Here is a 21,742-nt window from a genome sequence, read left to right as displayed (position 1 = left end):
TTGGCCCCGGAATTTGTCTAAGCGGAGGGCATGGCTTCTGCCCCCACCCTCGCTGGGCTGCTCCTTCGACTTATCCGCCCCTGAGCGATAAGTGATTTTTCGCGCGTGTCCGATGACCGCGCCCGCCGCTCAGGGGAATGCCAGAAACACCGCCCACGGCAGATAAATTCGGAGCAGAGTTATGAGCTTTACGCACCCCAATTTCGGCAAGATCGACGAAAACCGACTCATTATTTTCGACACCACGCTGCGCGACGGCGAGCAATCCCCTGGCTTCTCGATGAATCTGGACGAGAAGATCCGCATGGCGGAGGCGTTGGCTTCGTTGGGCGTGGATGTGATCGAGGCCGGCTTTCCCATCGCCTCGCCGGGCGATTTCGAGAGCGTGCAGAAAATCGCCGAGACGGTGAAGGGCCCGGTGATCACCGGCCTGTCCCGCTCCGCCCCCAACGACATCACCCGCGCCGGCGAGGCCATTCGCGCCGCCGAGCGCAAGCGCATCCACACCTTCATCTCCACCTCGCCCTTGCACATGAAATACAAGCTGAAGATGGAACCGGAGGTGGTGCTGGAGCATGTGACCAAATCCGTGACCCTGGCGCGCCAGTTCACCGACGACGTGGAATGGTCCGCCGAGGACGGCACCCGCACCGACATGGAATTCCTGCTGCGCTGCGTGGAGGCGGCGATCAAGGCCGGCGCCACCACCATCAATATCCCCGATACCGTCGGCTATGCGGTGCCGGAGGATATGGTGCGGATCTTCTCCACCGTGCGCGAGAAGGTGCCGGGGGCGGACCAGGTGATTTTGTCCACCCATAATCATAATGATCTGGGCCTGGCCGTGGCGAACACGCTGGCGGCGGTGAAGGGCGGGGCCCGGCAGATCGAATGCACGATCAACGGCATCGGCGAGCGCGCCGGCAATGCCGCGCTGGAAGAGGTGGTGATGGCCATCCGCACCCGGCCGGATGCCGCGCCCTACCAGCACCAGATCGAGACCCCGCGCATCCTGCGCACCTCCAAGCTGCTGGCGACGATCACCGGCTTCGATGTGCAGCCGAACAAGGCGATCGTCGGGCGCAACGCCTTCGCGCATGAGAGCGGCATCCATCAGGACGGGATGCTGAAGAATGCCGCCACCTACGAGATCATGACCCCGGAATCGGTGGGCTGGCAGAAGACCTCGCTGGTGATGGGCAAGCATTCCGGCCGTGCCGCCTTCCGCGACAAGCTGAACGCGCTGGGCTATGGCGACATCGGCGATAACGCGCTGAACGACGCCTTCTCCCGCTTCAAGATTTTGGCCGACCGCAAGAAGGTTGTGTATGACGAGGACATCGTCGCGCTGGTGGATGACGAGGTCGTCCGCAGCCATGAGACGATCAAGTTCATCGGTCTGGAGGTCTGGGCCGGCTCGCGCGAGCCGGCGCGGGCCAAGCTGGAGCTGGAGATCGACGGCGCGGTGAAAGCCGCCGATGAGCGCGGCGACGGGCCGGTGGATGCCGCCTTCAACGCCATGCGCCGTATTTTCCCGCACACCGCCGAGCTGGCTTTGTTCTCTGTCGGCGCCGTCACCGAGGGCACCGACGCCCAGGCCCGATGCACGGTGCGCTTGACCGAGGAGGGCAAGAGCGTGGACGGGCAGGGGGCGGATACCGACACCATCGTCGCCGCGGTGCGGGCTTATATCCATGCGCTGAACAAGCTGGTGACCAAGCGCGCCCGCACCGCCCCGGAGGCGATGAGCGCGTAACGCCCAAAACCGGGAGAATCGGGCAGTATAACACCGTTTTCCCCGGCAAAAGTTAATTTTTCGGCGCGTTTTTCACGCCCGGGACATGAGCGCAAAGCTCTTGTGCCCGGGCGTTTCAATGAATAGATAGAACTCATCTCAAAGGGGTGACTCCGGTGCTTCGGGCCGGCGCCACCCGCTGCAAAGGAGCATATATATGAGCAAAGTCATCGGTATTGACCTTGGTACCACCAATTCTTGCGTGGCGGTGCTGGAGGGCAAGGATGTCCGCGTCATCGAGAACGCCGAGGGCGCGCGCACCACGCCGTCCATGGTCGCCTTCTCTGATTCGGGCGAGCGTCTCGTCGGCCAGAGCGCCAAGCGCCAGGCCGTCACCAACCCGACCAACACGCTGTTCGCGGTCAAGCGCCTGATTGGCCGCCGTTATGACGACCCGACCGTGGCCAAGGATAAGGGGCTGGTGCCCTATACCATCGCCAAGGGCGATAATGGCGATGCCTGGGTTGAGGCGCGCGGTGAGAAATATTCGCCGAGCCAGATTTCCTCCTACATCCTGACGAAGATGAAGGAGACCGCCGAGTCCTATCTCGGCGAGACCGTCACCCAGGCGGTGATCACCGTGCCGGCCTACTTCAACGACGCCCAGCGTCAGGCCACCAAGGATGCCGGCAAGATCGCCGGGCTTGAGGTGCTGCGCATCATCAACGAGCCGACGGCGGCCGCTCTGGCCTACGGCATGGACAAGAAGAATGCCGGCACCATCGCGGTCTATGACCTTGGTGGCGGTACCTTCGACGTCTCCGTGCTGGAGCTGGGCGATGGCGTGTTCGAGGTGAAGTCCACCAACGGCGACACCTTCCTCGGCGGTGAGGATTTCGACGCCCGCATCATCGATTATCTGGCCGCGGAGTTCCAGAAGGACCAGGGCATCGACCTGCGGAAGGACAAGCTCGCCCTGCAGCGCCTGAAGGAAGCCGCGGAGAAGGCGAAGATCGAGCTGTCCTCCTCCAAGGAGACCGAGATCAACCTGCCCTTCATCACCGCCGACGCCACCGGGCCGAAGCATCTGGTGCTGAAACTGACCCGCGCCAAGCTGGAGAGCCTGGTCGAGGATCTGATCGAGCGCACCTTGGCCCCGTGCCGCGCGGCGCTGAAGGATGCCGGTGTCACCGCCGGTGAGATCTCCGAGGTGATCCTGGTCGGCGGTATGACCCGCATGCCGAAGGTCATCGAGACGGTGAAGAGCTTCTTCGGCAAGGAGCCGGCCCGCAATGTGAACCCCGACGAGGTCGTGGCGATTGGTGCGGCCATCCAGGGCGGCGTGCTGAAGGGCGACGTCAAGGACGTGCTGCTGCTGGACGTGACCCCGCTGTCGCTGGGCATCGAGACGCTGGGTGGCGTGTTCACCCGTCTGATCGACCGCAACACCACGATTCCGACCAAGAAGAGCCAGACCTTCTCCACCGCCGAGGACGGCCAGACCGCCGTGACCATCAAGGTCTTCCAGGGCGAGCGCGAGATGGCGGCGGACAACAAGCTCTTGGGCAATTTCGACCTGCAGGGCATTCCCGCCGCGCCGCGCGGCGTGCCGCAGATCGAGGTGACCTTCGATATCGACGCCAACGGCATCGTCTCCGTCTCCGCCAAGGACAAGGCGACCGGCAAGGAGCAGCAGATCCGTATCCAGGCCTCTGGCGGTCTGTCGGATGCCGATATCGAGCGCATGGTGAAGGATGCCGAGGAGAACGCGGCGGCTGACAAGGCGCGGCGCGAGGCGGTGGAAGCGCGCAACCAGACCGAAGGGCTGATCAACCAGGTTGAGAAGACCCTGAAGGATGGCGGCGACAAGATCGCCCCGGCCGACAAGACCGAGGCGGAGGCCGCGATTGCCGAAGCCAAGAGCGCGCTGGAGAGCGGCAGCGCCGAGACGGTGAAGGCCGCCTCCGAGAAGCTGACCCAGGTGGCGATGAAGATCGGCGAGGCGATGTACAAGGCCGAGGCCGCCGCCGGCGCGGCGCAGCCGGGGGCCGAGAGCACTGGGCCGAATGGCGAGAAGGTCGTGGACGCCGATTTCGAGGACGTCAACGACAAGAACAAATCCGCCTGAAACCGGGTTTGAGCTGACCAAGAAATCCCGGGGCGAGGGCCCCGGGATTTTCCGTTTCTAGAGCAATATATGTTTAGGTTGACGCGTCAGCGTCAAGATAAACACATGAAATTGCTAGCTAAAACAAAACTTAGAGCGTCAAGCTAAAAGCTTGATGCTCTAGCCGCTAGGGAATAAAGCGCCGCCATGGCCAAACAGGATTACTACGCCACGCTGGGGGTCGCGCGTGGCGCCAGCGCCGATGAGCTGAAAAAGGCCTACCGCAAGCTCGCCATGCAATATCACCCGGACCGCAACCCGGGCGACACGGCGGCGGAGGCGAAATTCAAGGAGTTGAACGAAGCCTATGACGTTCTGAAGGACGATCAGAAGCGCGCCGCCTATGACCGGTTCGGCCATTCCGCCTTCGAGAATGGCGGCATGGGCGGCGGTGGCGGCTTTGGCGGCGGCTTCGGTGGGTTTGAGGGCGGGCTCGGCGATATTTTCGAACAGATGTTCGGCGGTGGCGGCCGGCGCGGCGCTGAGCGCGCGCAGACCGGCGCCGACATCAAGGCCGCCGTGACCATCGACCTCACGGAAGCCTTCGCCGGCACCAAGGCGAATGTGCGCGTGGCGACCCGGATGGCCTGCGATGCCTGTAACGGCTCCGGCTCCGCCGACAAGAATGCCAGCGCCGATAGCTGCGCCACCTGCGGCGGAGCTGGCCGGGTGCGCGCCCAGCAGGGCTTCTTCGTGGTCGAGCGCACCTGTCCGACCTGCGGCGGCAGCGGCCATACCGTGCGCAACCCATGCCGGGTATGTTCCGGTGCGGGTACGGTGCCGCGTGAGCGCACGCTCGCGGTGCAGATCCCCGCCGGGGTGGAGGATGGCACCCGCATCCGCCTGGCCGGCGAGGGCGAGGCCGGACCGCGCGGCGCGCAGCCGGGCGATCTCTATGTGCATGTCGCGATCCGCCCGCATGCGATCTTCCAGCGCGACGGGGCGAATATTTTCTGCCGGGTGCCGCTGCGCATGGCCCAGGCGGCTCTGGGCGGGGAGATCGAGGTACCGGCGATCGATGGCAGCGCCGCGCGGGTGAAGATCCCGGCCGGCACCCAGTCGGGCGACCAGTTCCGCTTGCGCGCCAAGGGGTTTTCGGTGCTGCGTTCGACCCAGCGTGGCGATATGTATATCCAGGTGGCGGTGGAGACCCCGCAGAGCCTGACCAAGCGCCAGCGCGAGCTGCTGGAGCAGTTCGACCAGGAATCCGCCAGCCATCAGGCTGGCAGCCCGGAGCATGAGGGCTTCTTCGCGAAGGTGAAGGATTTCTTAAAAGGTGTCGCGGAGGGCAATTAGTCCTATTTCTGCCCTATAAATCCGGCAATTTCGCCACGCTACGAATTGTAATCCATTTGGCCGGCGCGTTGGCGAAGGCCCGGCCAGGGATTAGATAAGTGGGTGGTTTGAAAGCCTTGTTAGGGAGTTTCGGATGTTGAACAAAATCACGGTGGCGGCCTTGGTGCCGCTGCTGGCTCTGGGGGCCTGCACGGCGGCCACGCCGACCGGCCCTACCATTACGGCACTGCCCGGCCCCGGCAAAAGCTGGGAGCAGTTCCAGGCGGATCAGGCGAGCTGCCAGGCCTATGCGCAGTCGCAGATGCCCTATGCCGGGGCAACCGCGCAGAATTCGCAGAATAATTCCGTCGCCACCGCGGCGCTTGGCACCGCCATCGGCGCCGGCGCTGGCGCGGTGCTGGGCTCGCTCTCCGGCAATGTCGGCGCGGGGGCGGCCATCGGCGCCGGGGCGGGGCTGCTTGGCGGCGCCGCCGTGGCGGGTAATAATACCCAGGCGACGGCGGATTCGCTGCAGCACCGGTATAATGTAGCCTACGCGCAGTGCATGGTGGGACATGGCGAGACGATCCAGCAAGCTGCCGCACCGGCCTATTACGCAGCGCCGCCCGCCTATTATGCCGCGCCCCCTCCGCCCCCTCCGGGATATTATTATTACCGTCCCTGAGCCTGCCGGGGTCGGGACTGACGATGTAATGGTGGCGAGACCGCATCTCGCCACGCCGGTTCGCAAATGGCGCCGCAACCCATGGGCCTGGGGGGCGGCGCTGCTTTTGCATGCGCTGGTGATTGCCGCCGCCCTGCTGGTGCGGGTGCGCCCCCCGCCGGAGCCGCAAAGCCCGCCTGGCCTGTCCGTGGTGTTCGACAGCGAGGGCACCGGCCCGCAGACCACCGCGCCGCAGAGCCCGCTGCACGGCCCGCCGCAGCCGGCGCAGGCGCCCAAACCGCCCCCGCCGCCGCCCGCCGCCCCGGCCCAGCCCGCGCCCAATCCGGGCGCGACGGAAGTGCAGGTGCCGGATGTGCCGCTGACGGCGCTGCCCAACCCGCCGCCCCTGCCAACTCCGCCGCGGCGTCCGGCCCATGCAGCGCGCCCGCACCGCGCCGCGCCAGCGCAGAAATATGTGCTGCTGGACGGGATGAACTACGGCAATCCGTCACCGGCCGCCCCCGCCGCGCCACCCGCGCCGCGCGGTCTGAAACTGAACATGCCGACCTCCGACGCGCAGGCGGCCACCGCCTCGGATTTCTCGGTGAAGGGCAATGCCGGGGCGGACTGGGATGCGGCGCTGACCAAATGGGTGCAGGAGCACGCTTATTATCCGCAAGCCGCGATCGAGCAGAATCAGGAAGGCACCGCCACGGTGGAATTCACCGTCGACCGCCAGGGCCATGTGACCGGGCTGAAGCTGCTGGATTCCGCCGGCTCGCCCTTCCTGGACCAGGCCTGGGAGCAGCTGTTCAGGGACAATACCCTGCCGCCTTTCCCGCCGGACGCGAAGGATGACCATGTGACGGTGCGCTACACCGTGCATTACCAGCTGATCCGCTGAACGCTTGCATCGACTCGCGCATTCTGGCTGAACCGGCGGATGGACGCGCATGTTTTCGGCATCACCCAGAGTCTGAGCGGCAAGAGCTGGATCTGGCGGCCAGGCCAGGCGGAGCGCCAGGGCGAGGGACTGGCGCAGCAGCTGGGCATCCCTGAGCTGATGGGGCGGTTGCTGGCCTCGCGCGGTGTCACCGTGGACCACGCCCCCACCTTCCTGGACCCGACGCTGCGGGCGATGCTGCCGGACCCGTCCAGCCTGATCGACATGGATGTCGCCGCCGGGCGGCTGGCCGATGCGGTGCTCAAGGGCGAGATGGTCGGCGTATTTGGCGATTACGATGTCGATGGCGCCTGCTCGGCGGCCTTGATGGTGACGCTGCTGCGCCAGCTCGGCTGCGCGGTGACCTATCACGTGCCGGACCGGCTGACCGAAGGCTATGGCCCGAACAGCGATGCGCTGCGGGCGATGGTGGAGCGCGGGGCGAGCCTGATCGTGTGTGTGGATTGCGGCACCGCGGCGCATGCCGCCTTCGCGCCGCTGCATAATGCCGCCGACATCATCGTGCTGGACCATCATAAATCAGAGGGCCCGCCGCCGCCGGTCTGCGCCACGGTGAACCCGAACCGGCTGGATTGCCCCTCGGAGCTGCGCCATATCTGTGCCGCCGCCGTGGCCTTTCTCACCGCCGTGGCGTTGTTGCGCACGCTGCGCCGGCGCGGCTTCTTCGCCGATAAGGCGGAGCCGGATCTGCGGGAGATGCTCGACCTGGTGGCGCTGGCCACGATTTGCGACGTGATGCCGCTGAGCGGGCTCAACCGCGCCTTTGTGGTGCAGGGGCTGAAGGTGATGGCCAGGCGCGCCCGCCCCGGCCTGGCGGCGCTGCTGGAGGTGGCCAAGCTGAACGAGGCGCCGACGGCGATGCATTGCGGCTTCGCGCTGGGGCCGCGCATCAACGCCTCCGGGCGCATCGCCGAGGCGGATATGGGGCTGCGGCTGCTGCTGGCCGAGGATACCGAGCTGGCCACCGCACTGGCCCAGGCGCTGGACGCGGTGAACAAGCAGCGCCAGACCGTCGAAGCCGGCGTGACGACCGACGCCATGACCCGCGCCGAGGCGCAGGTGGCGGGCGGGCACGGCATTATCCTGTTGGCGCAGGAAGGCTGGCATCCGGGGGTGGTCGGCATCGTCGCGGGGCGGGTGAAGGAGCGGTTTAATCGCCCGGCTTTGGTGGCGGGGATTGCTGATGGCATCGCCAAGGGCTCCGGGCGGTCAGTGCCGGGGATCGATCTGGGGGCGGCGGTGATCGCGGCGCGGCAGAGCGGGATTTTGGCCACCGGTGGCGGCCATGCCATGGCGGCGGGCTTCTCCGCCCCGGAGACGGCGCTCTCCACCTTCCACGGCTTCCTGAACGACCGTCTGGCCACCGCCGCGCTGCTGCCGCCGAGTGCCGAGCTGATGCTGGACGGCGTGCTGGGGCTGGCCGGCGCCGATGCCGCGCTGGCGCAGATGGTGGCGAGGCTCGGGCCGTTTGGCACCGGCAATGAGGAGCCGCTCTTCGTGCTGCCGCGCGCGCGGGTGGTGAAGACCGACCGCATCGGCAAGGACGGCAACACCATCCGGGTGATGCTGGAAGGCGAGGGCGGTGGGCGGATGAAGGCGCTGCTGTTCCGCGCCAAGGACGGCCCGCTGGCCGAGGCGCTGAGCCGCGTCGGCGGCGCGCCGCTGCATCTGGCGGGACATTTGCGGGCGGAATCCTGGCAGGGCAGGGTCTCGGCAGGTTTTTTCATCACCGACGCGGCGCCGGCTTGACGCGGGACGAAGAGGGCCTTATCAGGCGCTCCACCTTTAGTCCCCATCGTCTAGAGGCCTAGGACACCGCCCTCTCACGGCGGTAACAGGGGTTCGAATCCCCTTGGGGACGCCATATCATCTAATATATTGATATCATTAGATATTTAAGGGTGTCTTCCCCTACTTGTGACACATGCTTGTGACACACGGGACGACATTCATGGCGATGTGTTCGTACGTCGAGAGACGGCGTCAAAGATATTATTTCCGAGCCCGGTTGCCGCTTGAGGCAGCCGCTGTTTTGGGTCGTACTCATGTCGTTGGGTCGTTGATGACCAGCGATTCGAGACTGGCGAAAATTCGGGCTGCAAAAATCTACTTAGATTATGCGGCCTGCCTCCACATAATCGCTCTCAAGATGAGAGATGCACTGAACAGCTTGAACTGCAGGAGCGCGAGGGAAGAAGCCCTCGTGTCGGCCGCGTTCGAGTTGGGACGTGAATTTGAGCAAGAAAAGCAGGCTTTGGAGGCCAAGTTGCAGAGCTTGAAAAAGGAGTTTGATGAGAAACTCAAAAACCTGTTCCTCAATATTACGTTGATCGGCTTGCCAGGAGAATGCCCGCATCTACCTTGCCTGCGGGACGACGGACATGCGTAAGGATTTCGATACGATAAAGCAGTGTGTGTTTAGGTTGACGCGCCAGCGTCAAGATAAACACATGAAATTGCTTGCTAAAACAAAACTTAGAGCCTCAAGCTAAAAGCTTGAGGCTCTAGCGGCGCAGGTGCAGACCATGCTGAGCCTCGATCCGCATAACGGCACGCTCTATGTGTTCCGCGGCAAACGCGGCGATCTGGTGAAGATCCTGTGGTGGGATGGCCTTGGGGGGCTGTTTTGTAAACGGCAGCGATCTTGTTATAAACCGATCGATCTATTATTATCTGATCGATGGCACGCCCCCGTACACTCGATGATGACGCCCTGCTCGACCGCGCCCGTGACGTGTTCTGGCGTCAAGGCTACGCCGCCACCTCCCTGCGGGATCTGACGAACGCCACCAAATTATCCACGGCGGCACTTTATAACCGCTTCGGTGATAAGTCTGGATTGTTTCGTGAAGTCTTGCGCCGCTATGCCGATACCGGGCTGAGCGGTCAGCTCTTGCCGGGCTTGGCCGCCTCGCCCGACCCTCGTGACGCCATCGCCGGGTTGTTCGCGGCGCTAATCGCCCTCTCTTGCTCGACCGAAACGCCGTCAGGCTGTCTGCTCATCAACACCGCGCTGGACGGTGCGGCGGACACCGCCACACGCGGCTTGGTTCGCGAACGGCTCGGCGAGGTGGAAGCCTTCCTGCGCGCCCAGATTGAGCGTGCCGTTCTGGCCGGGCTGCTCCCGCCGGGCACCGAGCCAAGCCGCGCGGCCGAAGGGCTGTTTGGCGCCGTGCTGGCGTTGCGTGTTCTCGCCCGGTTGGACCCGGACCCGGTGCGCCTGCGCCGGCTGGTTGAGGCCAACCTGGCCCCGCTCGGACTAACCCTTAAACCAGGAGCTTGATGCAAGTGATCGATCTTTATTACTGGACCACGCCAAATGGCCATAAGGTCACAATCTTTCTCGAGGAGACCGGCCTGCCTTACAAGATCGTGCCGGTGAATATCAGCAAGGGTGAACAATTCGCGCCTGAATTTCTGGCGATTTCGCCTAATAACCGCATGCCCGCCATGGTTGACCACACGCCCGAGGACGGCGCCGGGCCGCTCAGCATTTTCGAATCCGGCGCGATTTTGGAATATCTGGCCGATAAATCCGGACAATTTCTACCCCGCGCGCCCCGCCCGCGCTTCGAAGTGCTGCAATGGCTCTATTGGCAGATGGGCGGGCTTGGGCCGATGGCCGGCCAGAACCACCATTTCGTGCAATACGCGCCGGTGCAAATTCAATATGCCATCGACCGCTATGTGAACGAGACCAACCGTCTCTATGGCGTGCTCAACAAGCGCCTGGCCGGGCGCGATTACATTGCCGGGGATTACTCCATCGCCGACATGGCCTGCCATCCCTGGATCAAGCTCCACAAAAATCAGAAGCAGACGCTAGAGGATTTCCCGCATCTGGCGCGCTGGTTCGCGCTGGTGGGCGAGCGTCCGGCGGTGCAGCGCGCCTACGCGCTGGCGGAGAAGATCAACACCGCGCCGGTGGTGAGCGAGGAGGCGCGCGCCATCCTGTTCGGCCAGACCGCGACCAACCTCACGGAGAGCAAATAATGACCACCACGATCAAGCTTTACGACCTCGCCGCCAAGGATGAGAGCATCCGCTTCAGTCCGAATTGCTGGCGCGTGCGCTTGGCCCTGGCGCATAAAAACCTGCCTGTCGAAACCATCGCCTGGCGCTTCACCGAGAAGCAGGAGATTGCTTTTTCCGGCCAGGGCAAGGTGCCGGTGCTCGTCGATGCGGGGCGCTGCGTGGTGGATAGCTGGGCGATCGCCGAATATCTGGAGGCGACCTATCCGGATCGTCCCTCGCTTTTCAACGGCGTGGCCGGCAAGGCCCTGACCCGCTTCGTCAATGACTGGACCGAGACCGTGCTGCATCCGGCGATCGCCCGGCTGATCCTGCCGGAGATCCACGCCATGCTGCATCCCAGGGACCAGGATTATTTCAAGACCACGCGCGAGGCTTTCTTCGGGTGCAGCCTGGCGGATCTGGCGGCGGAACGTGAGGCGCATCTGAGCGCGCTGCGCCAGGCACTGCGGCCGCTGGCGGCCACGCTCGGTCAGCAACCTTATCTCGCCGGTGAGGGCCCGGCCTATGCTGACCATGTCGTCTTCGCCGCGCTGCAATGGCAGCGCGTGTGCGGCGGACATGACGTGACCAGCGCCGAATCCGCTCTGTCGGGCTGGTTCACGCGCATGCTCAATGCCTATGAAGGGCTGGCTCTCGCCATGCCCGCCGCGGCTTGAAGGAGGGGCTGACATGGCGATTAAAGCTTGTGTCTTCGACGCCTACGGAACCTTGTTCGACCTAGCCTCCGCCACGGCGCGCTGCGACCAGGTTCCGCCCGAGCAGCGCGCCCCCTTGAGCGCGCTCTGGCGCGACAAGCAGCTGCAATATACCTGGCTGCGCGCCCTGCAGGGGCGCTACGCGGATTTCCGCCAGGTTACCGCCGAGGCGTTGGAATTCGCTTTGGAGAGCCTGGGTCTCGCCAGCCCGCAGCGTCACGCGGCGCTGATGGGGCTGTTCGAGACGCTGCACGCCTTCCCCGAGGTGCCAGACATGCTGCGCGCTCTGCGCCGGGCCGGGGTGAAAACCGCCATTCTCTCCAACGGCACCCCGGCAATGCTGGCATCCTCCCTGGTCAGTTCGGGGCTGGACGGGCTGTTCGACGAGGTGCTCTCCGTCCATCCGCTGCAAACCTACAAAACCGAACGGCGGGTCTATCAATATGCGTTGGACAGGCTGGGGCTGATGGCGGCGGAGATCAGCTTCCAATCCTCCAATGGCTGGGATGCGCATGCGGCGGCGGATTTCGGCCTGCACGTGGTCTGGTGCAACCGCTACGGCCAGCGCCGCGAGCGCCTGCCCGGCGCCCCGGCGCATGAGGTCACCAGCCTGGCCGCGCTGCCGGCGCTGCTCGGGCTTGCCCCCTCATGACCGGCCCGCATCTGGTTTATTTCGCTGACCCGATGTGCTCCTGGTGCTGGGGGTTTTCGCCGGTGATCGAGGCCATCACGCGTCGGTTCGGCGATGCCCTGCCGGTGCGCCTGGTTCTGGGCGGGTTGCGTCCTGGCAATATAAACGCCATGACGGAGTCAGACCGCGCCGAGATCCGCGCGCATTGGGAGCATGTGGGCGAGGCTTCCGGTCAGCCATTTGATTTCAGCTTTTTCGAGCGCGAGGGCTTCGTGTACGACACCGAGCCCGCCAGCCGCGCCGTGGTGGTTTTTCGCCAGCAGGGCATGACCAGCGGGCTCGCCGCGCTGGCGCGGATTCAACGCGCCTTTTACGCCGAAAACCGCGACGTGACGGCGGCCGAGGTGCTGACCGACCTGGCGATGGAACTGGGCATGGACGAGTTCGGCTTTAAAACGCCGTTCAATGACGCTGCCGTGGCGGCGGAAACCATGCAGGATTTCGCCCTGGCGCAGCAAGCGGGCATACGAGGTTTTCCCACACTTATCGCCGGGACGGGAGATCAGAGTGGCTATGCACTCGTAACGAACGGCTTTCAGCGGGCGGACAGGCTGATTCCAGCACTTACGGCCTGGCTGGAGACATTGTAGGTACCGCCGATTTTTCTCCCTGTTGTGAGCAAGGCGACGCCGTTGCGAGGTGTTCCCGTGTTTTGCCTTCGATGTGGCGATCATAAATCATCCACACGACAAATGCGCTGGAACGCCTGAAAGCCTCCATAGACTCACTGAAAACCTCGCATGTCATTCTTCGTGATCGCTTTTACGTCACCCGGCCCGGCGCCCCTTCGCCCGGCAGCGCCAGGCCCAGGCGCCGGCGCAGCGAGGCCATGTTGCCGGCGATGACATCCTCCAGCGTGTAGCGCTCCAGCACCGCCAGCATCGCCGCCAGCGCCTCGTCCAGCACGCGCTCCAGCCCACAGGCGCCGCGGATCGCGCAGCTGCCATCGCCCTGGCATTCCACCAGGGCGAAATCCGGCTCCAGCTTGCGCACCACATCGCCAATACGGATCTGTGCCGGCGGATGCGCCAGCCGCATCCCGCCCTGGCGGCCGCGTATCGTCTCGATCAGCCCGGCCTGGCCCAGCCGGTGCACCACTTTCGTCATATGGTTTTCCGAAACCCGGTAGGCGGCGGCAATGTCGCTGATCTGCGCCAGCCGGTCGGGCCGCATGGCCAGGTAGATCAGCGTCCGCAAGCCGTAATCGGTGAACCGGGTGAGATGCATCCTTGCACTATACCCCTCGCCGCCGGGCCGGTTAAAGCCGCTCGGCGAAAATTTGCGCGGGCGGCAGACCGGCCGCGCGCGCCACCGCCAGCACCGCGTCCAGCATCTTTGGCGGGCCGCAGACATAAAGATCCGGCGGCGTTGCCGCCGTCTTCAGCGCCACCGCCAGAGCCTCGGCGCTGCTGCCCTGGAAGGCCGTGCAGCCCGGCTCCGGCTGCCAGACGGCGAGGATTGTTTCCAGCTGCGGAAGGTCCGCGCGCAATTCCGCCAGCAGCGCCTCCGGCACTGCCTCCGCCGCGCGGTTCACCCCGTAGATCAGCTTCACCGGCGTGGGATCCTGGAAGGATGCCATCTGCCGCAGCATCGAGAGCAAAGGCGCGAAACCGCAGCCGCCGCCGACCATCCAGCGCGGGCGCGGGCTGGCCTCGTCCAGGGTGAAATGGCCGAGCGGCCCGCGCAGCTCCAGACGGTCACCCGGCTTTGCCGTAGTGGCCAGCCAGCCGGAAAAGGCGCCGCCCGGCACCAGCCGGATCAGGAATTCCAGCTCCCCGTCCCAGTTCGGCAGATTGGCCAGCGAATAGGCCCGGCTGACCGTGCCGCCGGGCAGGCGCAGCTCCATATATTGCCCGGGCAGAAAATCCGCCGCCTGGCCGCTTGCCGCATCGGGCACCAGCCGCAGCACCAGGCTCACCGCCGCCGCCCCGCACGGGTGCAGCGCCTCAACCACCGCCGCGCGCACCGGCACGCTCTGGCGGGGCAGCTGGGCATCGTCATAGGGCAGCGCCACGACGAGGTCGGCCGTTGGCAGGCAGCGGCAGAGCAGCACGCCACCCGGCCCGGCCGGCAGCGCGGCGGCGCTGTGCGGGCCCATCTCATAGCTGCCCGCGCGCACATGCGCGGCGCATTGGCCGCATTGCCCGTCCCGGCACATGGCGGGCGGGTAGAGGCCGGCGGCTTCCGCCGCCGCCAGCACGCTCTGCCCGGGAGCGGCATCGATTTGGAGGCTTACCGCGTCGCGGGTCTGCAAAGTGAGCTTCATCGTCTTGTCCCTGGAAACAGGCTGGCCGGGGAAATACCCGGCCAGCCTAGCGGTTCAGGCCGCGCGGGCCAGCGCCGCCGCGATATCCGCCTCGGCCGTGGTGATCGGCTGCACGCCGAATTTTTCCACCAGCACGTTCAGCAGCGCCGGCGTCAGGAAGGCGGGCAGGCTCGGCCCCAGCCGCAGATTGCGCAGCCCCAGCGCCAGCAGCGTCAGCAGCACCGCCGCCGCCTTCTGCTCGAACCAGGAGACCACCAATGTCAGCGGCAGATCATTCACCTCGCAGGCAAACGCCTCCGCCAGGGCGCTGGCGATCTGGATGGCGGAGTAGGTGTCGTTGCACTGGCCGACATCCAGCAGCCGCGGCAGCGGGCCGATATTACCGAACTCATGGCTGTTGAAGCGGTATTTGCCGCAGCCCAGCGTCAGCAGCACGGTATCGTCCGGGGCGTGGTCGGCGAAGTCGGTATAGTAATTGCGCCCGGGGGCGGCGCCATCGCAGCCGCCGATCAGGAAGAAATGCTTGATCGCGCCGGCTTTCACCGCGTCGATCACGGTCTGCGCCGCCCCCAGCACCGCCTCACGCGCGAAACCGACCAGGATGCTGGTCTTCGGCGCGGTGTCGGCGAAGCCCGGCATCGCCTGCGCGGCCTGGATCACCTGGGCGTAATCATCATGCTGGATATGGCGCAGCCCCGGCCAGCCCACCGGCCCGGCGGTGAAGATGCGGTTGCGATAGGCGGGGCGCGGCTCGATCAGGCAGTTCGAGGTCATCACGATCGGGCCGGGGAAGTCGGAAAATTCCTGCTGCTGGTTCTGCCAGGCGCCGCCGTAATTCCCGGCCAGATGCGGGTAGGCGTGCAGCTTCGGATAGCCATGGGCGGGCAGCATCTCGCCATGGGTGTAAATATTGATGCCGGTGCCCTGGGTGGCCTCCAGAATGTTGTGCAGATCGCGCAGATCATGGCCGGAGACCAGGATTGCCTTGCCGGCCACCGGGCTGGTGCGCACCCTTGTCGGCGTCGGCTGGCCGAAGCTGCCGGTATTGGCGGCGTCCAGCGCCTCCATCACGGTCAGGTTCAGCTGGCCCAGCGCCAGCGCCTCGTCCAGCAGCAGACCGATATCGGCCGGGTCATGCGCCAGCACATCCAGCGCATGGGCGATGCCGGCATAGATTTCGGCGCGCTGTTCGCCCAGCACCTCGGCATGGTGGGCGTAAGCGGCCACACCTTTCAGCCCGTAGAGCAGCAGCGCGCGCAGCCCGATCACATCTTCGCCGACCAGCTCCAACCCGGCTCGCACCGAGGCGATGTTGGCCTGCGCCAGCAACCCGGCCAGATCCGCCGCCGGGGCGAAATGAGCCGCCGCACTGAGGCCGGTGAGCGGCTCTCCGGCCGCCTCCAGGGCGCCGCGCAGCCCATCGCGCCGGCGCGCCGCCTCGGCGATCAGCTTGACGAAGACCGTGCGGTCGAAATTCACGTTGGTGAGGGTGGTGAACAAAGCATAGAGGATGAAGCTGTCCGCATCCTGGTCCGGCGTGCCGCGCCGGTGCAGCCGGCTGCTCAGCTCGCCCAGCCCTTTCAGCTGGTAGATCAGCAAATCCTGCAGATCCGCCGTGGTCTCATCCTTGCCGCACACGCCCTTGGCGCTGGCACAACCCGCCTGCCCGTCCTGGCGCGCCGTCTGCTCGCATTGAAAACAAAACATCGCCTGCTCCTCGAAAAATCATTCCACCCTTAAAGGTGCGTTCTAAATACATCTTTTTGCGGGGCGACCATTGATACAGATCAAGGGGCACGCTTTGCCTCCAGCCAGCCGGCGTGCATGCGGGACGCGCGGCCGCTCTTGTTTCGACAGATACATATCAGGCCGCCCCACCGCGCCTCGAACGCTTCGCTCGAGCTACAGCCTCTAAGACTGGCCAGAAGCTGCGCTCAGACTCGCTGGGCTCTGCCCGTATCGGCCGGGTTGCGTGGCTTGAGCGGGAAGGAGACGCTAGAGCAACATCCGATCAAACGGACTCGTTTGATCGGATAAAGTTGCTCGCTCGAACAAAACGCTAGAGCGTATCCCGTGCATCAACGTGAACGGAATACGCTCTACAGACCGGTTCGATGTGCTGCAGGTGAAGCTGAATTTGCCGGGGTGATATTGGTCTGCCTCTCGATTTGGTTTATTCCCTTGCAAGCGCGCCATCTTTGCCAAAGTTTTAGGGCGAAGATGAGGTGCCACGGTTTAATCATGGCCGTGACGCTGGCGCGTCCGCCCGGTTCGCGGCATAACGAGGCCGGTTTGAATACAACATAAATATATGGAGGTTCGCTTGTTCAGAACATCGTTATTGGCGCTCTCGGCCTTGTTCCTGACATCTGGCGCGGCGCTGGCGCAGCAAGGCAGCGCCGCCGCCGGCAAGGCGCTTTACATGCGCAATTGCAGCGGCTGTCACCTCGCCAGCGGCGCGGGCGGCGTGCATTTCGGTGACGCCGTCTCCGCCGATCTGCGCGCGCCGGGGCTGGAGACCACCTATCACCACAGCACGAAATTAATGTTACGTGCGATTTTGCAAGCACGTGACGAGGATGGCAAGCGGCTGGACCAACCGATGCCGGCCTGGGCCGGCAAGATCACCCAGGCACAAGCCCTTGATATCATTGCTTATCTCAAGACTTTGCACAGCTGAGCGGGAACGCCCGGCCCGCCCCCGGCGCGCCCACGCCGGGGGTTTTTTTGCCCTGTCGACATCCAACATTAAATTTTTACAAACTCACCGCCATGAAAGGGGAATGCTCCCGGCCCCCTATTCGGCATACGCGAAGTCCAAGACCGCGTGAAAAAATATAATGGGAGGATCATCTATGAAGCTTGGTGTGAGGCGCGGATTAATGAGTTCCGCCGCTATTTTGGCTGTCTGGTTTCCGATGGCCGCGCATGCGCAGTCGGTCACCGACATGCAAGCGCAGATCAACCAGCTATCGGCACAATTGAAGGCGCTCTCAAGCAAATTGCAGACGGTTCAAACGCATGAGGCGCAGGAGCGCGCGGAGCAGGCCCGCCAGCGCGCGGCCGCGGCGCAACTGGCCTCGCGCCAGGAGCGTGATGAGGCGTTGGTCATTCAGCATAACAAGGCGGCCCAGGTCGCCTTGCAGGCGGTATCGCCCACCAGGGCGGAGCAGCGTGGCGTGGTCAATGATCAATATGTCACCAAGGGCGTCCTGCCCGGTTCGTTCCTGATCCCCGGCGCGGACACCTCGATTCATGTTGGCGGTTTCGTAAATCTGCAGGCAGAATATAATGCCACGCAGAATTTGGGACCAAAATTCTCGATCGGTAATCTGCTGCCGAACAGCCCGGCGCGGCGGGCGACGCAGGGGGATTTCCAGTATAACAGCAAGGTCTCGCGGCTGGTCGTGCAGAGCAGCACACCCAGCCGGTTCGGCCCGGTCACCACGAATTTCGCTCTGGATTTTTATGGTTATGTCGCCGGTGGCGATTATAATCAGGCGCTGCAGAACAATTCTTACTCCGCACGTATCGTTTACGCCTTTGGTACGATCGGTCCGGTGACGCTGGGTATGCTCAACTCCAACTTCATCGATAATAACGACACGCCAGAGACCATGGATTTCGCCGGGCCCGCGGGTTTGCCGGCCGAGCGCACTGAGCAGATCCGCTACACCTGGCCTGTCAATAAGCAGAATATACTCAGCTTTGCGGCAGAGAATCCGCAGTCGGGCTATCAGGATACGCGGGACAATATCGAGGTCGCCTCGCCGACCGAACCGATGCCCGATTTCAGCATACGATATCAATATACCAACGATCTCGTGCATGTGCAGCTCTCTGGCATCTTGCGGGACATAGCCTACTCAGACGGATTTGGCGACCGGACCAGTCACATGACCGGTGCTGCCATCATCGGTTCGACGGTCAATCTCGGTGCTTTGAACAAGGTCTTCGGCAAAGATAATATCGGTGGCCAATATTGGACGGGCTCCATCGGCCGCTATATTCCTGACGATTTCGGCGCCAATGTCGCCTCCGTGCTGGCGGTGAATAACGGTACAACGGGCACGCCGAAGACGCTTGGCACAAAGCTTCAGGATGATCAGGGTTTCACCCTGTATTACCAGCATTTCTGGATGCCGACATTGCGCTCGACCGTGGCGATTGGCTACAACCATCAAAATCTGGCGGCGTTCTTGCCGGCCGACACGGCAAACGCCGTGGCCACAAAGACGGTCTCGGCAAATATTCTTTGGCGGGCTGTGCCAAGTGCCGATATTGGTATTGAGTTCCTTCTGGGGCAGAAGCAGTTCCAGAAATCCACTGGCGTTCCGCCGAAAAATGCCGAGAAAATCCTGTTTGGTGGTACATGGCATTTCTGAAGAAACCGGAACGCCCGCAACATGAAGGCGGGGATTTTTCCATGGTAAGTAATTCGACGAGTGGCGGAGACATCGTCCTGGAAGGCGTCACGAAACGTTTCGTGACGCCGACGGGACAGGCGATGACCGCCATCCGGGATGTCAACATCAAGATTGGCGCGGGAAAATTCTGCGCCATCGTGGGGCCCACGGGCTGTGGAAAATCAACCACGCTGACGCTGACCTCCGGGCTGGATACGTTGAGCGCGGGCACCATTCACGTGGCCGGCCGGCCAGTTATGGGCATCACGCCTGGTGTTGGCTTCGTGTTTCAGAACGATGCGTTGCTGCCATGGAAATCCGTGATCGCAAATGTCGCCTTCGGCCCGTTGATGAACGGCATACCGAAGGCACAGGCAATGGAGAAGGCGAGGGAATGGTTGGCCACGGTCGGCCTCACCGGTTTTGAAAATCATTATCCGCATCAGCTCTCCGGCGGCATGCGCAAGCGCGTGCAGCTCGCGGCGACGCTGATTAACGATCCCTCGCTGCTGATGATGGACGAACCATTTTCAGCGCTGGATGTGCAGACGCGCGCGATCATGACCAACGAGCTGATGAATCTCTGGGAGCAGAGCAAGCCCTCGGTGATGTTCGTCACGCATGATCTGGAAGAGGCGATTGCCATTGCCGATCAGGTCGTGGTGATGACGGTCGGCCCGGCGACGGTGAAGGACGTGTTCGAGATCGACTTGCCGCGCCCGCGCGGCGCCATCCAGGATATCCGCTTTCAGCCGAGGTTTTTGGAATTGTACAAGTTGATCTGGAATTCGCTGCGCGAGGAAGTCGAGCGCTCATATGCGATGGCCGCGGCCAAGAGGGAGACAGCATGATGAACGGCGGACGCGACATTGATCTGGCGCAGCTCGCGAAACAGCGCGCGCAACGCTATCGCAACCTGGTGCTGTTGGGGCGGATCGGCACCCTGGTGATCTTCCTGGGCTTATGGCAGATCCTGACCGATCTCAAAATCGTCGATCCGTTCTTTTTCGGCTCGCCGATCGGGATCGTCAAGCGGCTGGGCGACTGGTTCGTCAACGGCACGGCCTATGGATCGTTCTGGTACCAGATCTGGGTGACAATGGAGGAATCGATCCTCGGCTTTGTCTTCGGCGTGCTGGCGGGCGTGTTTTTCGGTGTGTTGCTGGGTGAAATTCCGCTGCTGTCGGATATCATGACGCCCTACATCAAGATGGTGAATGCGCTGCCGCGTATCGTGCTCGGCTCGATCTTTGTGATCTGGCTCGGTCTGGGGCTGCCATCGAAAGTGATGCTCGCGGCGGTTCTGGTGTTCTTTGTGGTGTTCTTCAACGCATATCAGGGGGTGAAAAGTGTAGACCGTAATCTCGTCGCGCATGCCCGCATCCTGGGGGCCTCAAGGCTTGACCTGGTCCGTCATGTTGTGGTGCCCTCCGCGACATCCTGGATTATCGCCAGCCTTCACGTCGCGCTTGGATTTTCCATCATCGGTGCGATTGTCGGCGAATTCCTCGGCGCGCAGCATGGTCTGGGGCTGGTGATCTCCACCGCCCAGAATAATTTCGATACGAACGGTGTGTTCGGCGCGATGCTCGTGATCGGCGTCATCGCAATCAGCGCCGAAGGCTTGATGGGGCTGGCCGAAAAACGACTCCTGGCCTGGCGTCCCGCCAGCGCCAATGACGGCGCAAGAAACTCGATCTAAATATAACCAAAGGAAACGACAAATGTTCAATAAGACGATGCGCAATGTGATCTTAGCTGCGACAGCGCTGGCGGCCGTGGCGGTCCACGCGCCGGCCGCGAAGGCCCAGGACGCGAAACTGCCGACCGTGACCATGATGATCGGCGGGATCGACAAGCAGATCTACCTTCCCTACCAGCTCGCGCAGGATCTTGGATATTTCAAGAAATATGGCGTGAACATGGTGCTCTCCACCGAGCAGGAGGGTGGCATCGGCGCCGAGGACGCGATGGTTTCCGGTCAGGTCGATTTTGCCGGTGCCTGGTATGTTCATACCATCGATTTCCAGCTGCACGGCAAGGATGTCGTGGACGTGGCGCAGCTGAGCGGCGCGCCTGGCGAGCGTATTCTCTGCGCCAAGGGCACGGACATCTCCTCGCCGGCGGATTGGAAAGGCAAGGCGATCGGTGTCACCGATCTTGGGTCGGGCACGGATGATCTGACGCTCTATCTTGCGGCGCGCTATCATCTCACCACGAAGGATTTTTCGCGCGTGGGTGTTGGCGCCGGCGAAACATTGATCAGCGCACTGAAGCATAACCGTGTCGCCTGCGCGATGACGACGCAGCCGACCGTCAACGCCATTGAAACGATGGATGTCGGCTATCCGTCCATCGATCTGGCGACCACGGCGGGTGCGGAAAAATGGCTGGGTGGCGCGTGGCCGGCGGCCTCCGTGCTGGCGCGCGCCGAGTGGGTCAAGGCGCATCCGAAGGAAACGCAGGCGGTGGTCAATGCGCTCGTCGCAACCATGCATTGGATCGACACGCATAGCGCCGAACAGATCGCCGATAAAATGCCGACGGATTTCGTCTCCAGCCCGCTTTCGACCAAAGCGCAATATATCACGGCGCTGACCCAGGATAAGGGGCAGTTCCTCCCCGATGGCATGATGCCGCAAGGTGGTCCGGAGAAGGTGCTCGACGTCGAGAAGCTCGCGGGGAAGATCACCGGGCCTGTCGATCTCTCGGCGACCTGGGATCCGACTTTCGTTGTCGCCGCCAACAAGATGTTGGGTGACGCGAAGTAAAACACTCAAAGGAAGAGGCGCATTAAAACCGCGCCTCTTTCGCTGTTTTCTATTGCTCAAATTTCCAATACGT

Annotated in this window: 20 protein-coding genes, 1 tRNA gene and 1 pseudogene; 19 read left to right on the top strand and 3 right to left on the bottom strand. The window is 63.5% G+C overall.

Going from position 1 to position 21,742, the window contains the following annotated elements; all coding sequences use genetic code 11:
• Positions 1-181 precede the first annotated feature (181 nt).
• From T331_RS0112340 to T331_RS0112280, 14 genes and pseudogenes are all read left to right on the top strand, one after another.
• Positions 182-1,756, top strand: a complete 1,575-nt coding sequence (locus T331_RS0112340) for a 2-isopropylmalate synthase (RefSeq protein ID WP_026440235.1) — start codon at positions 182-184, stop codon at positions 1,754-1,756.
• Between the two features lie 196 nt (positions 1,757-1,952).
• Positions 1,953-3,863, top strand: coding sequence for a molecular chaperone DnaK (dnaK, locus tag T331_RS0112335; RefSeq protein ID WP_026440234.1), 1,911 nt, complete (start codon positions 1,953-1,955; stop codon positions 3,861-3,863).
• A gap of 186 nt (positions 3,864-4,049) precedes the next feature.
• Positions 4,050-5,198, top strand: a complete 1,149-nt coding sequence (gene dnaJ / locus T331_RS0112330) for a molecular chaperone DnaJ (RefSeq protein WP_026440233.1) — start codon at positions 4,050-4,052, stop codon at positions 5,196-5,198.
• A gap of 133 nt (positions 5,199-5,331) precedes the next feature.
• Positions 5,332-5,862 (top strand): glycine zipper family protein, encoded by a 531-nt coding sequence (locus tag T331_RS0112325; RefSeq protein ID WP_008493759.1) that lies wholly within the window; start codon positions 5,332-5,334, stop codon positions 5,860-5,862.
• A 28-nt stretch (positions 5,863-5,890) separates the two neighbouring features.
• Positions 5,891-6,745, top strand: a complete 855-nt coding sequence (locus T331_RS18285; protein WP_035180058.1) for an energy transducer TonB — start codon at positions 5,891-5,893, stop codon at positions 6,743-6,745.
• A gap of 39 nt (positions 6,746-6,784) precedes the next feature.
• Complete coding sequence (gene recJ / locus T331_RS0112315; RefSeq protein ID WP_035180056.1) at positions 6,785-8,554, top strand: single-stranded-DNA-specific exonuclease RecJ; 1,770 nt, start codon at positions 6,785-6,787, stop codon at positions 8,552-8,554.
• A 39-nt stretch (positions 8,555-8,593) separates the two neighbouring features.
• A tRNA-Glu gene (locus T331_RS0112310) sits at positions 8,594-8,669 on the top strand.
• A gap of 60 nt (positions 8,670-8,729) precedes the next feature.
• Complete coding sequence (locus tag T331_RS0112305) at positions 8,730-9,194, top strand: DUF6538 domain-containing protein (RefSeq protein WP_322786135.1); 465 nt, start codon at positions 8,730-8,732, stop codon at positions 9,192-9,194.
• Between the two features lie 121 nt (positions 9,195-9,315).
• Positions 9,316-9,585 (top strand): annotated as a pseudogene (gene tnpB / locus T331_RS20585) (IS66 family insertion sequence element accessory protein TnpB); the annotation flags it as partial.
• Complete coding sequence (locus tag T331_RS18280) at positions 9,486-10,088, top strand: TetR/AcrR family transcriptional regulator (protein ID WP_035180054.1); 603 nt, start codon at positions 9,486-9,488, stop codon at positions 10,086-10,088. The pseudogene tnpB and the gene T331_RS18280, both read left to right, overlap by 100 nt.
• A gap of 5 nt (positions 10,089-10,093) precedes the next feature.
• The gene (locus tag T331_RS0112295; RefSeq protein ID WP_008493753.1) at positions 10,094-10,798 is read left to right on the top strand and encodes a glutathione S-transferase N-terminal domain-containing protein; all 705 of its coding nucleotides are present in this window, start codon (positions 10,094-10,096) and stop codon (positions 10,796-10,798) included.
• A complete protein-coding gene (locus T331_RS0112290; RefSeq protein ID WP_026440229.1) occupies positions 10,798-11,496 on the top strand; it encodes a glutathione S-transferase family protein in 699 nt (232 codons plus the stop codon). Before T331_RS0112295 ends, T331_RS0112290 begins: the two co-directional genes overlap by 1 nt.
• Before the next feature lie 13 nt (positions 11,497-11,509).
• Positions 11,510-12,187, top strand: a complete 678-nt coding sequence (locus T331_RS0112285; RefSeq protein ID WP_026440228.1) for a haloacid dehalogenase type II — start codon at positions 11,510-11,512, stop codon at positions 12,185-12,187.
• On the top strand, positions 12,184-12,816 hold the full coding sequence (locus T331_RS0112280) for a DsbA family protein (protein WP_026440227.1): 633 nt from the start codon (positions 12,184-12,186) through the stop codon (positions 12,814-12,816). The genes T331_RS0112285 and T331_RS0112280 overlap by 4 nt, the downstream gene beginning before the upstream one ends.
• Before the next feature lie 172 nt (positions 12,817-12,988).
• On the opposite strand, the gene T331_RS0112275 is transcribed toward T331_RS0112280, so the two are convergent.
• The 3 genes from T331_RS0112275 to hcp are packed head-to-tail and all read right to left on the bottom strand — an operon-like array spanning position 12,989 to position 16,199.
• Positions 12,989-13,453, bottom strand: coding sequence for an Rrf2 family transcriptional regulator (locus tag T331_RS0112275; protein WP_026440226.1), 465 nt, complete (start codon positions 13,451-13,453; stop codon positions 12,989-12,991).
• A gap of 31 nt (positions 13,454-13,484) precedes the next feature.
• Positions 13,485-14,492 carry an FAD-binding oxidoreductase gene (locus T331_RS0112270; protein ID WP_026440225.1) on the bottom strand — a complete coding sequence of 336 codons (1,008 nt, stop codon included), beginning with the start codon at positions 14,490-14,492 and terminating at the stop codon, positions 13,485-13,487.
• Between the two features lie 54 nt (positions 14,493-14,546).
• Positions 14,547-16,199 (bottom strand): hydroxylamine reductase, encoded by a 1,653-nt coding sequence (hcp, locus tag T331_RS0112265; RefSeq protein WP_026440224.1) that lies wholly within the window; start codon positions 16,197-16,199, stop codon positions 14,547-14,549.
• Positions 16,200-16,815: 616 nt separating this feature from the next.
• Between hcp and T331_RS0112260 the strand changes: the two genes are divergently transcribed.
• The 5 genes from T331_RS0112260 (at position 16,816) to T331_RS0112240 (ending at position 21,669) form a co-directional block, all read left to right on the top strand.
• Positions 16,816-17,172 (top strand): c-type cytochrome, encoded by a 357-nt coding sequence (locus T331_RS0112260; RefSeq protein ID WP_244876954.1) that lies wholly within the window; start codon positions 16,816-16,818, stop codon positions 17,170-17,172.
• 202 nt (positions 17,173-17,374) lie between these two features.
• Complete coding sequence (locus tag T331_RS0112255) at positions 17,375-18,877, top strand: DcaP family trimeric outer membrane transporter (RefSeq protein ID WP_026440222.1); 1,503 nt, start codon at positions 17,375-17,377, stop codon at positions 18,875-18,877.
• Positions 18,865-19,749, top strand: coding sequence for an ABC transporter ATP-binding protein (locus tag T331_RS0112250; protein WP_008493742.1), 885 nt, complete (start codon positions 18,865-18,867; stop codon positions 19,747-19,749). Before T331_RS0112255 ends, T331_RS0112250 begins: the two co-directional genes overlap by 13 nt.
• Positions 19,749-20,600, top strand: coding sequence for an ABC transporter permease (locus T331_RS0112245; RefSeq protein ID WP_026440221.1), 852 nt, complete (start codon positions 19,749-19,751; stop codon positions 20,598-20,600). The genes T331_RS0112250 and T331_RS0112245 overlap by 1 nt, the downstream gene beginning before the upstream one ends.
• A 22-nt stretch (positions 20,601-20,622) precedes the next feature.
• The gene (locus T331_RS0112240; protein WP_026440220.1) at positions 20,623-21,669 is read left to right on the top strand and encodes an ABC transporter substrate-binding protein; all 1,047 of its coding nucleotides are present in this window, start codon (positions 20,623-20,625) and stop codon (positions 21,667-21,669) included.
• The last annotated feature ends 73 nt before the right edge of the window (positions 21,670-21,742 follow it).

The organism is Acidocella facilis ATCC 35904, from assembly GCF_000687875.1.
Classification (GTDB): Bacteria; Pseudomonadota; Alphaproteobacteria; order Acetobacterales; family Acetobacteraceae; genus Acidocella; species Acidocella facilis.
Note: the sequence above shows the minus strand (reverse complement) of the source record. Positions and strands in the feature narration are given on the sequence as shown.

Coding starts and splice junctions, on each gene's coding strand:
- T331_RS0112340 (WP_026440235.1), top strand. CDS start 182: ATGAGCTTTACGCACCCCAATTTCGGCAAGATCGACGAAAACCGACTC.
- dnaK (WP_026440234.1), top strand. CDS start 1,953: ATGAGCAAAGTCATCGGTATTGACCTTGGTACCACCAATTCTTGCGTG.
- dnaJ (WP_026440233.1), top strand. CDS start 4,050: ATGGCCAAACAGGATTACTACGCCACGCTGGGGGTCGCGCGTGGCGCC.
- T331_RS0112325 (WP_008493759.1), top strand. CDS start 5,332: ATGTTGAACAAAATCACGGTGGCGGCCTTGGTGCCGCTGCTGGCTCTG.
- T331_RS18285 (WP_035180058.1), top strand. CDS start 5,891: ATGGTGGCGAGACCGCATCTCGCCACGCCGGTTCGCAAATGGCGCCGC.
- recJ (WP_035180056.1), top strand. CDS start 6,785: ATGGACGCGCATGTTTTCGGCATCACCCAGAGTCTGAGCGGCAAGAGC.
- T331_RS0112305 (WP_322786135.1), top strand. CDS start 8,730: ATGCTTGTGACACACGGGACGACATTCATGGCGATGTGTTCGTACGTC.
- T331_RS18280 (WP_035180054.1), top strand. CDS start 9,486: ATGGCACGCCCCCGTACACTCGATGATGACGCCCTGCTCGACCGCGCC.
- T331_RS0112290 (WP_026440229.1), top strand. CDS start 10,798: ATGACCACCACGATCAAGCTTTACGACCTCGCCGCCAAGGATGAGAGC.
- T331_RS0112285 (WP_026440228.1), top strand. CDS start 11,510: ATGGCGATTAAAGCTTGTGTCTTCGACGCCTACGGAACCTTGTTCGAC.
- T331_RS0112280 (WP_026440227.1), top strand. CDS start 12,184: ATGACCGGCCCGCATCTGGTTTATTTCGCTGACCCGATGTGCTCCTGG.
- T331_RS0112275 (WP_026440226.1), bottom strand. CDS start 13,453: ATGCATCTCACCCGGTTCACCGATTACGGCTTGCGGACGCTGATCTAC.
- T331_RS0112270 (WP_026440225.1), bottom strand. CDS start 14,492: ATGAAGCTCACTTTGCAGACCCGCGACGCGGTAAGCCTCCAAATCGAT.
- hcp (WP_026440224.1), bottom strand. CDS start 16,199: ATGTTTTGTTTTCAATGCGAGCAGACGGCGCGCCAGGACGGGCAGGCG.
- T331_RS0112255 (WP_026440222.1), top strand. CDS start 17,375: ATGAGTTCCGCCGCTATTTTGGCTGTCTGGTTTCCGATGGCCGCGCAT.
- T331_RS0112250 (WP_008493742.1), top strand. CDS start 18,865: ATGGCATTTCTGAAGAAACCGGAACGCCCGCAACATGAAGGCGGGGAT.
- T331_RS0112245 (WP_026440221.1), top strand. CDS start 19,749: ATGAACGGCGGACGCGACATTGATCTGGCGCAGCTCGCGAAACAGCGC.
- T331_RS0112240 (WP_026440220.1), top strand. CDS start 20,623: ATGTTCAATAAGACGATGCGCAATGTGATCTTAGCTGCGACAGCGCTG.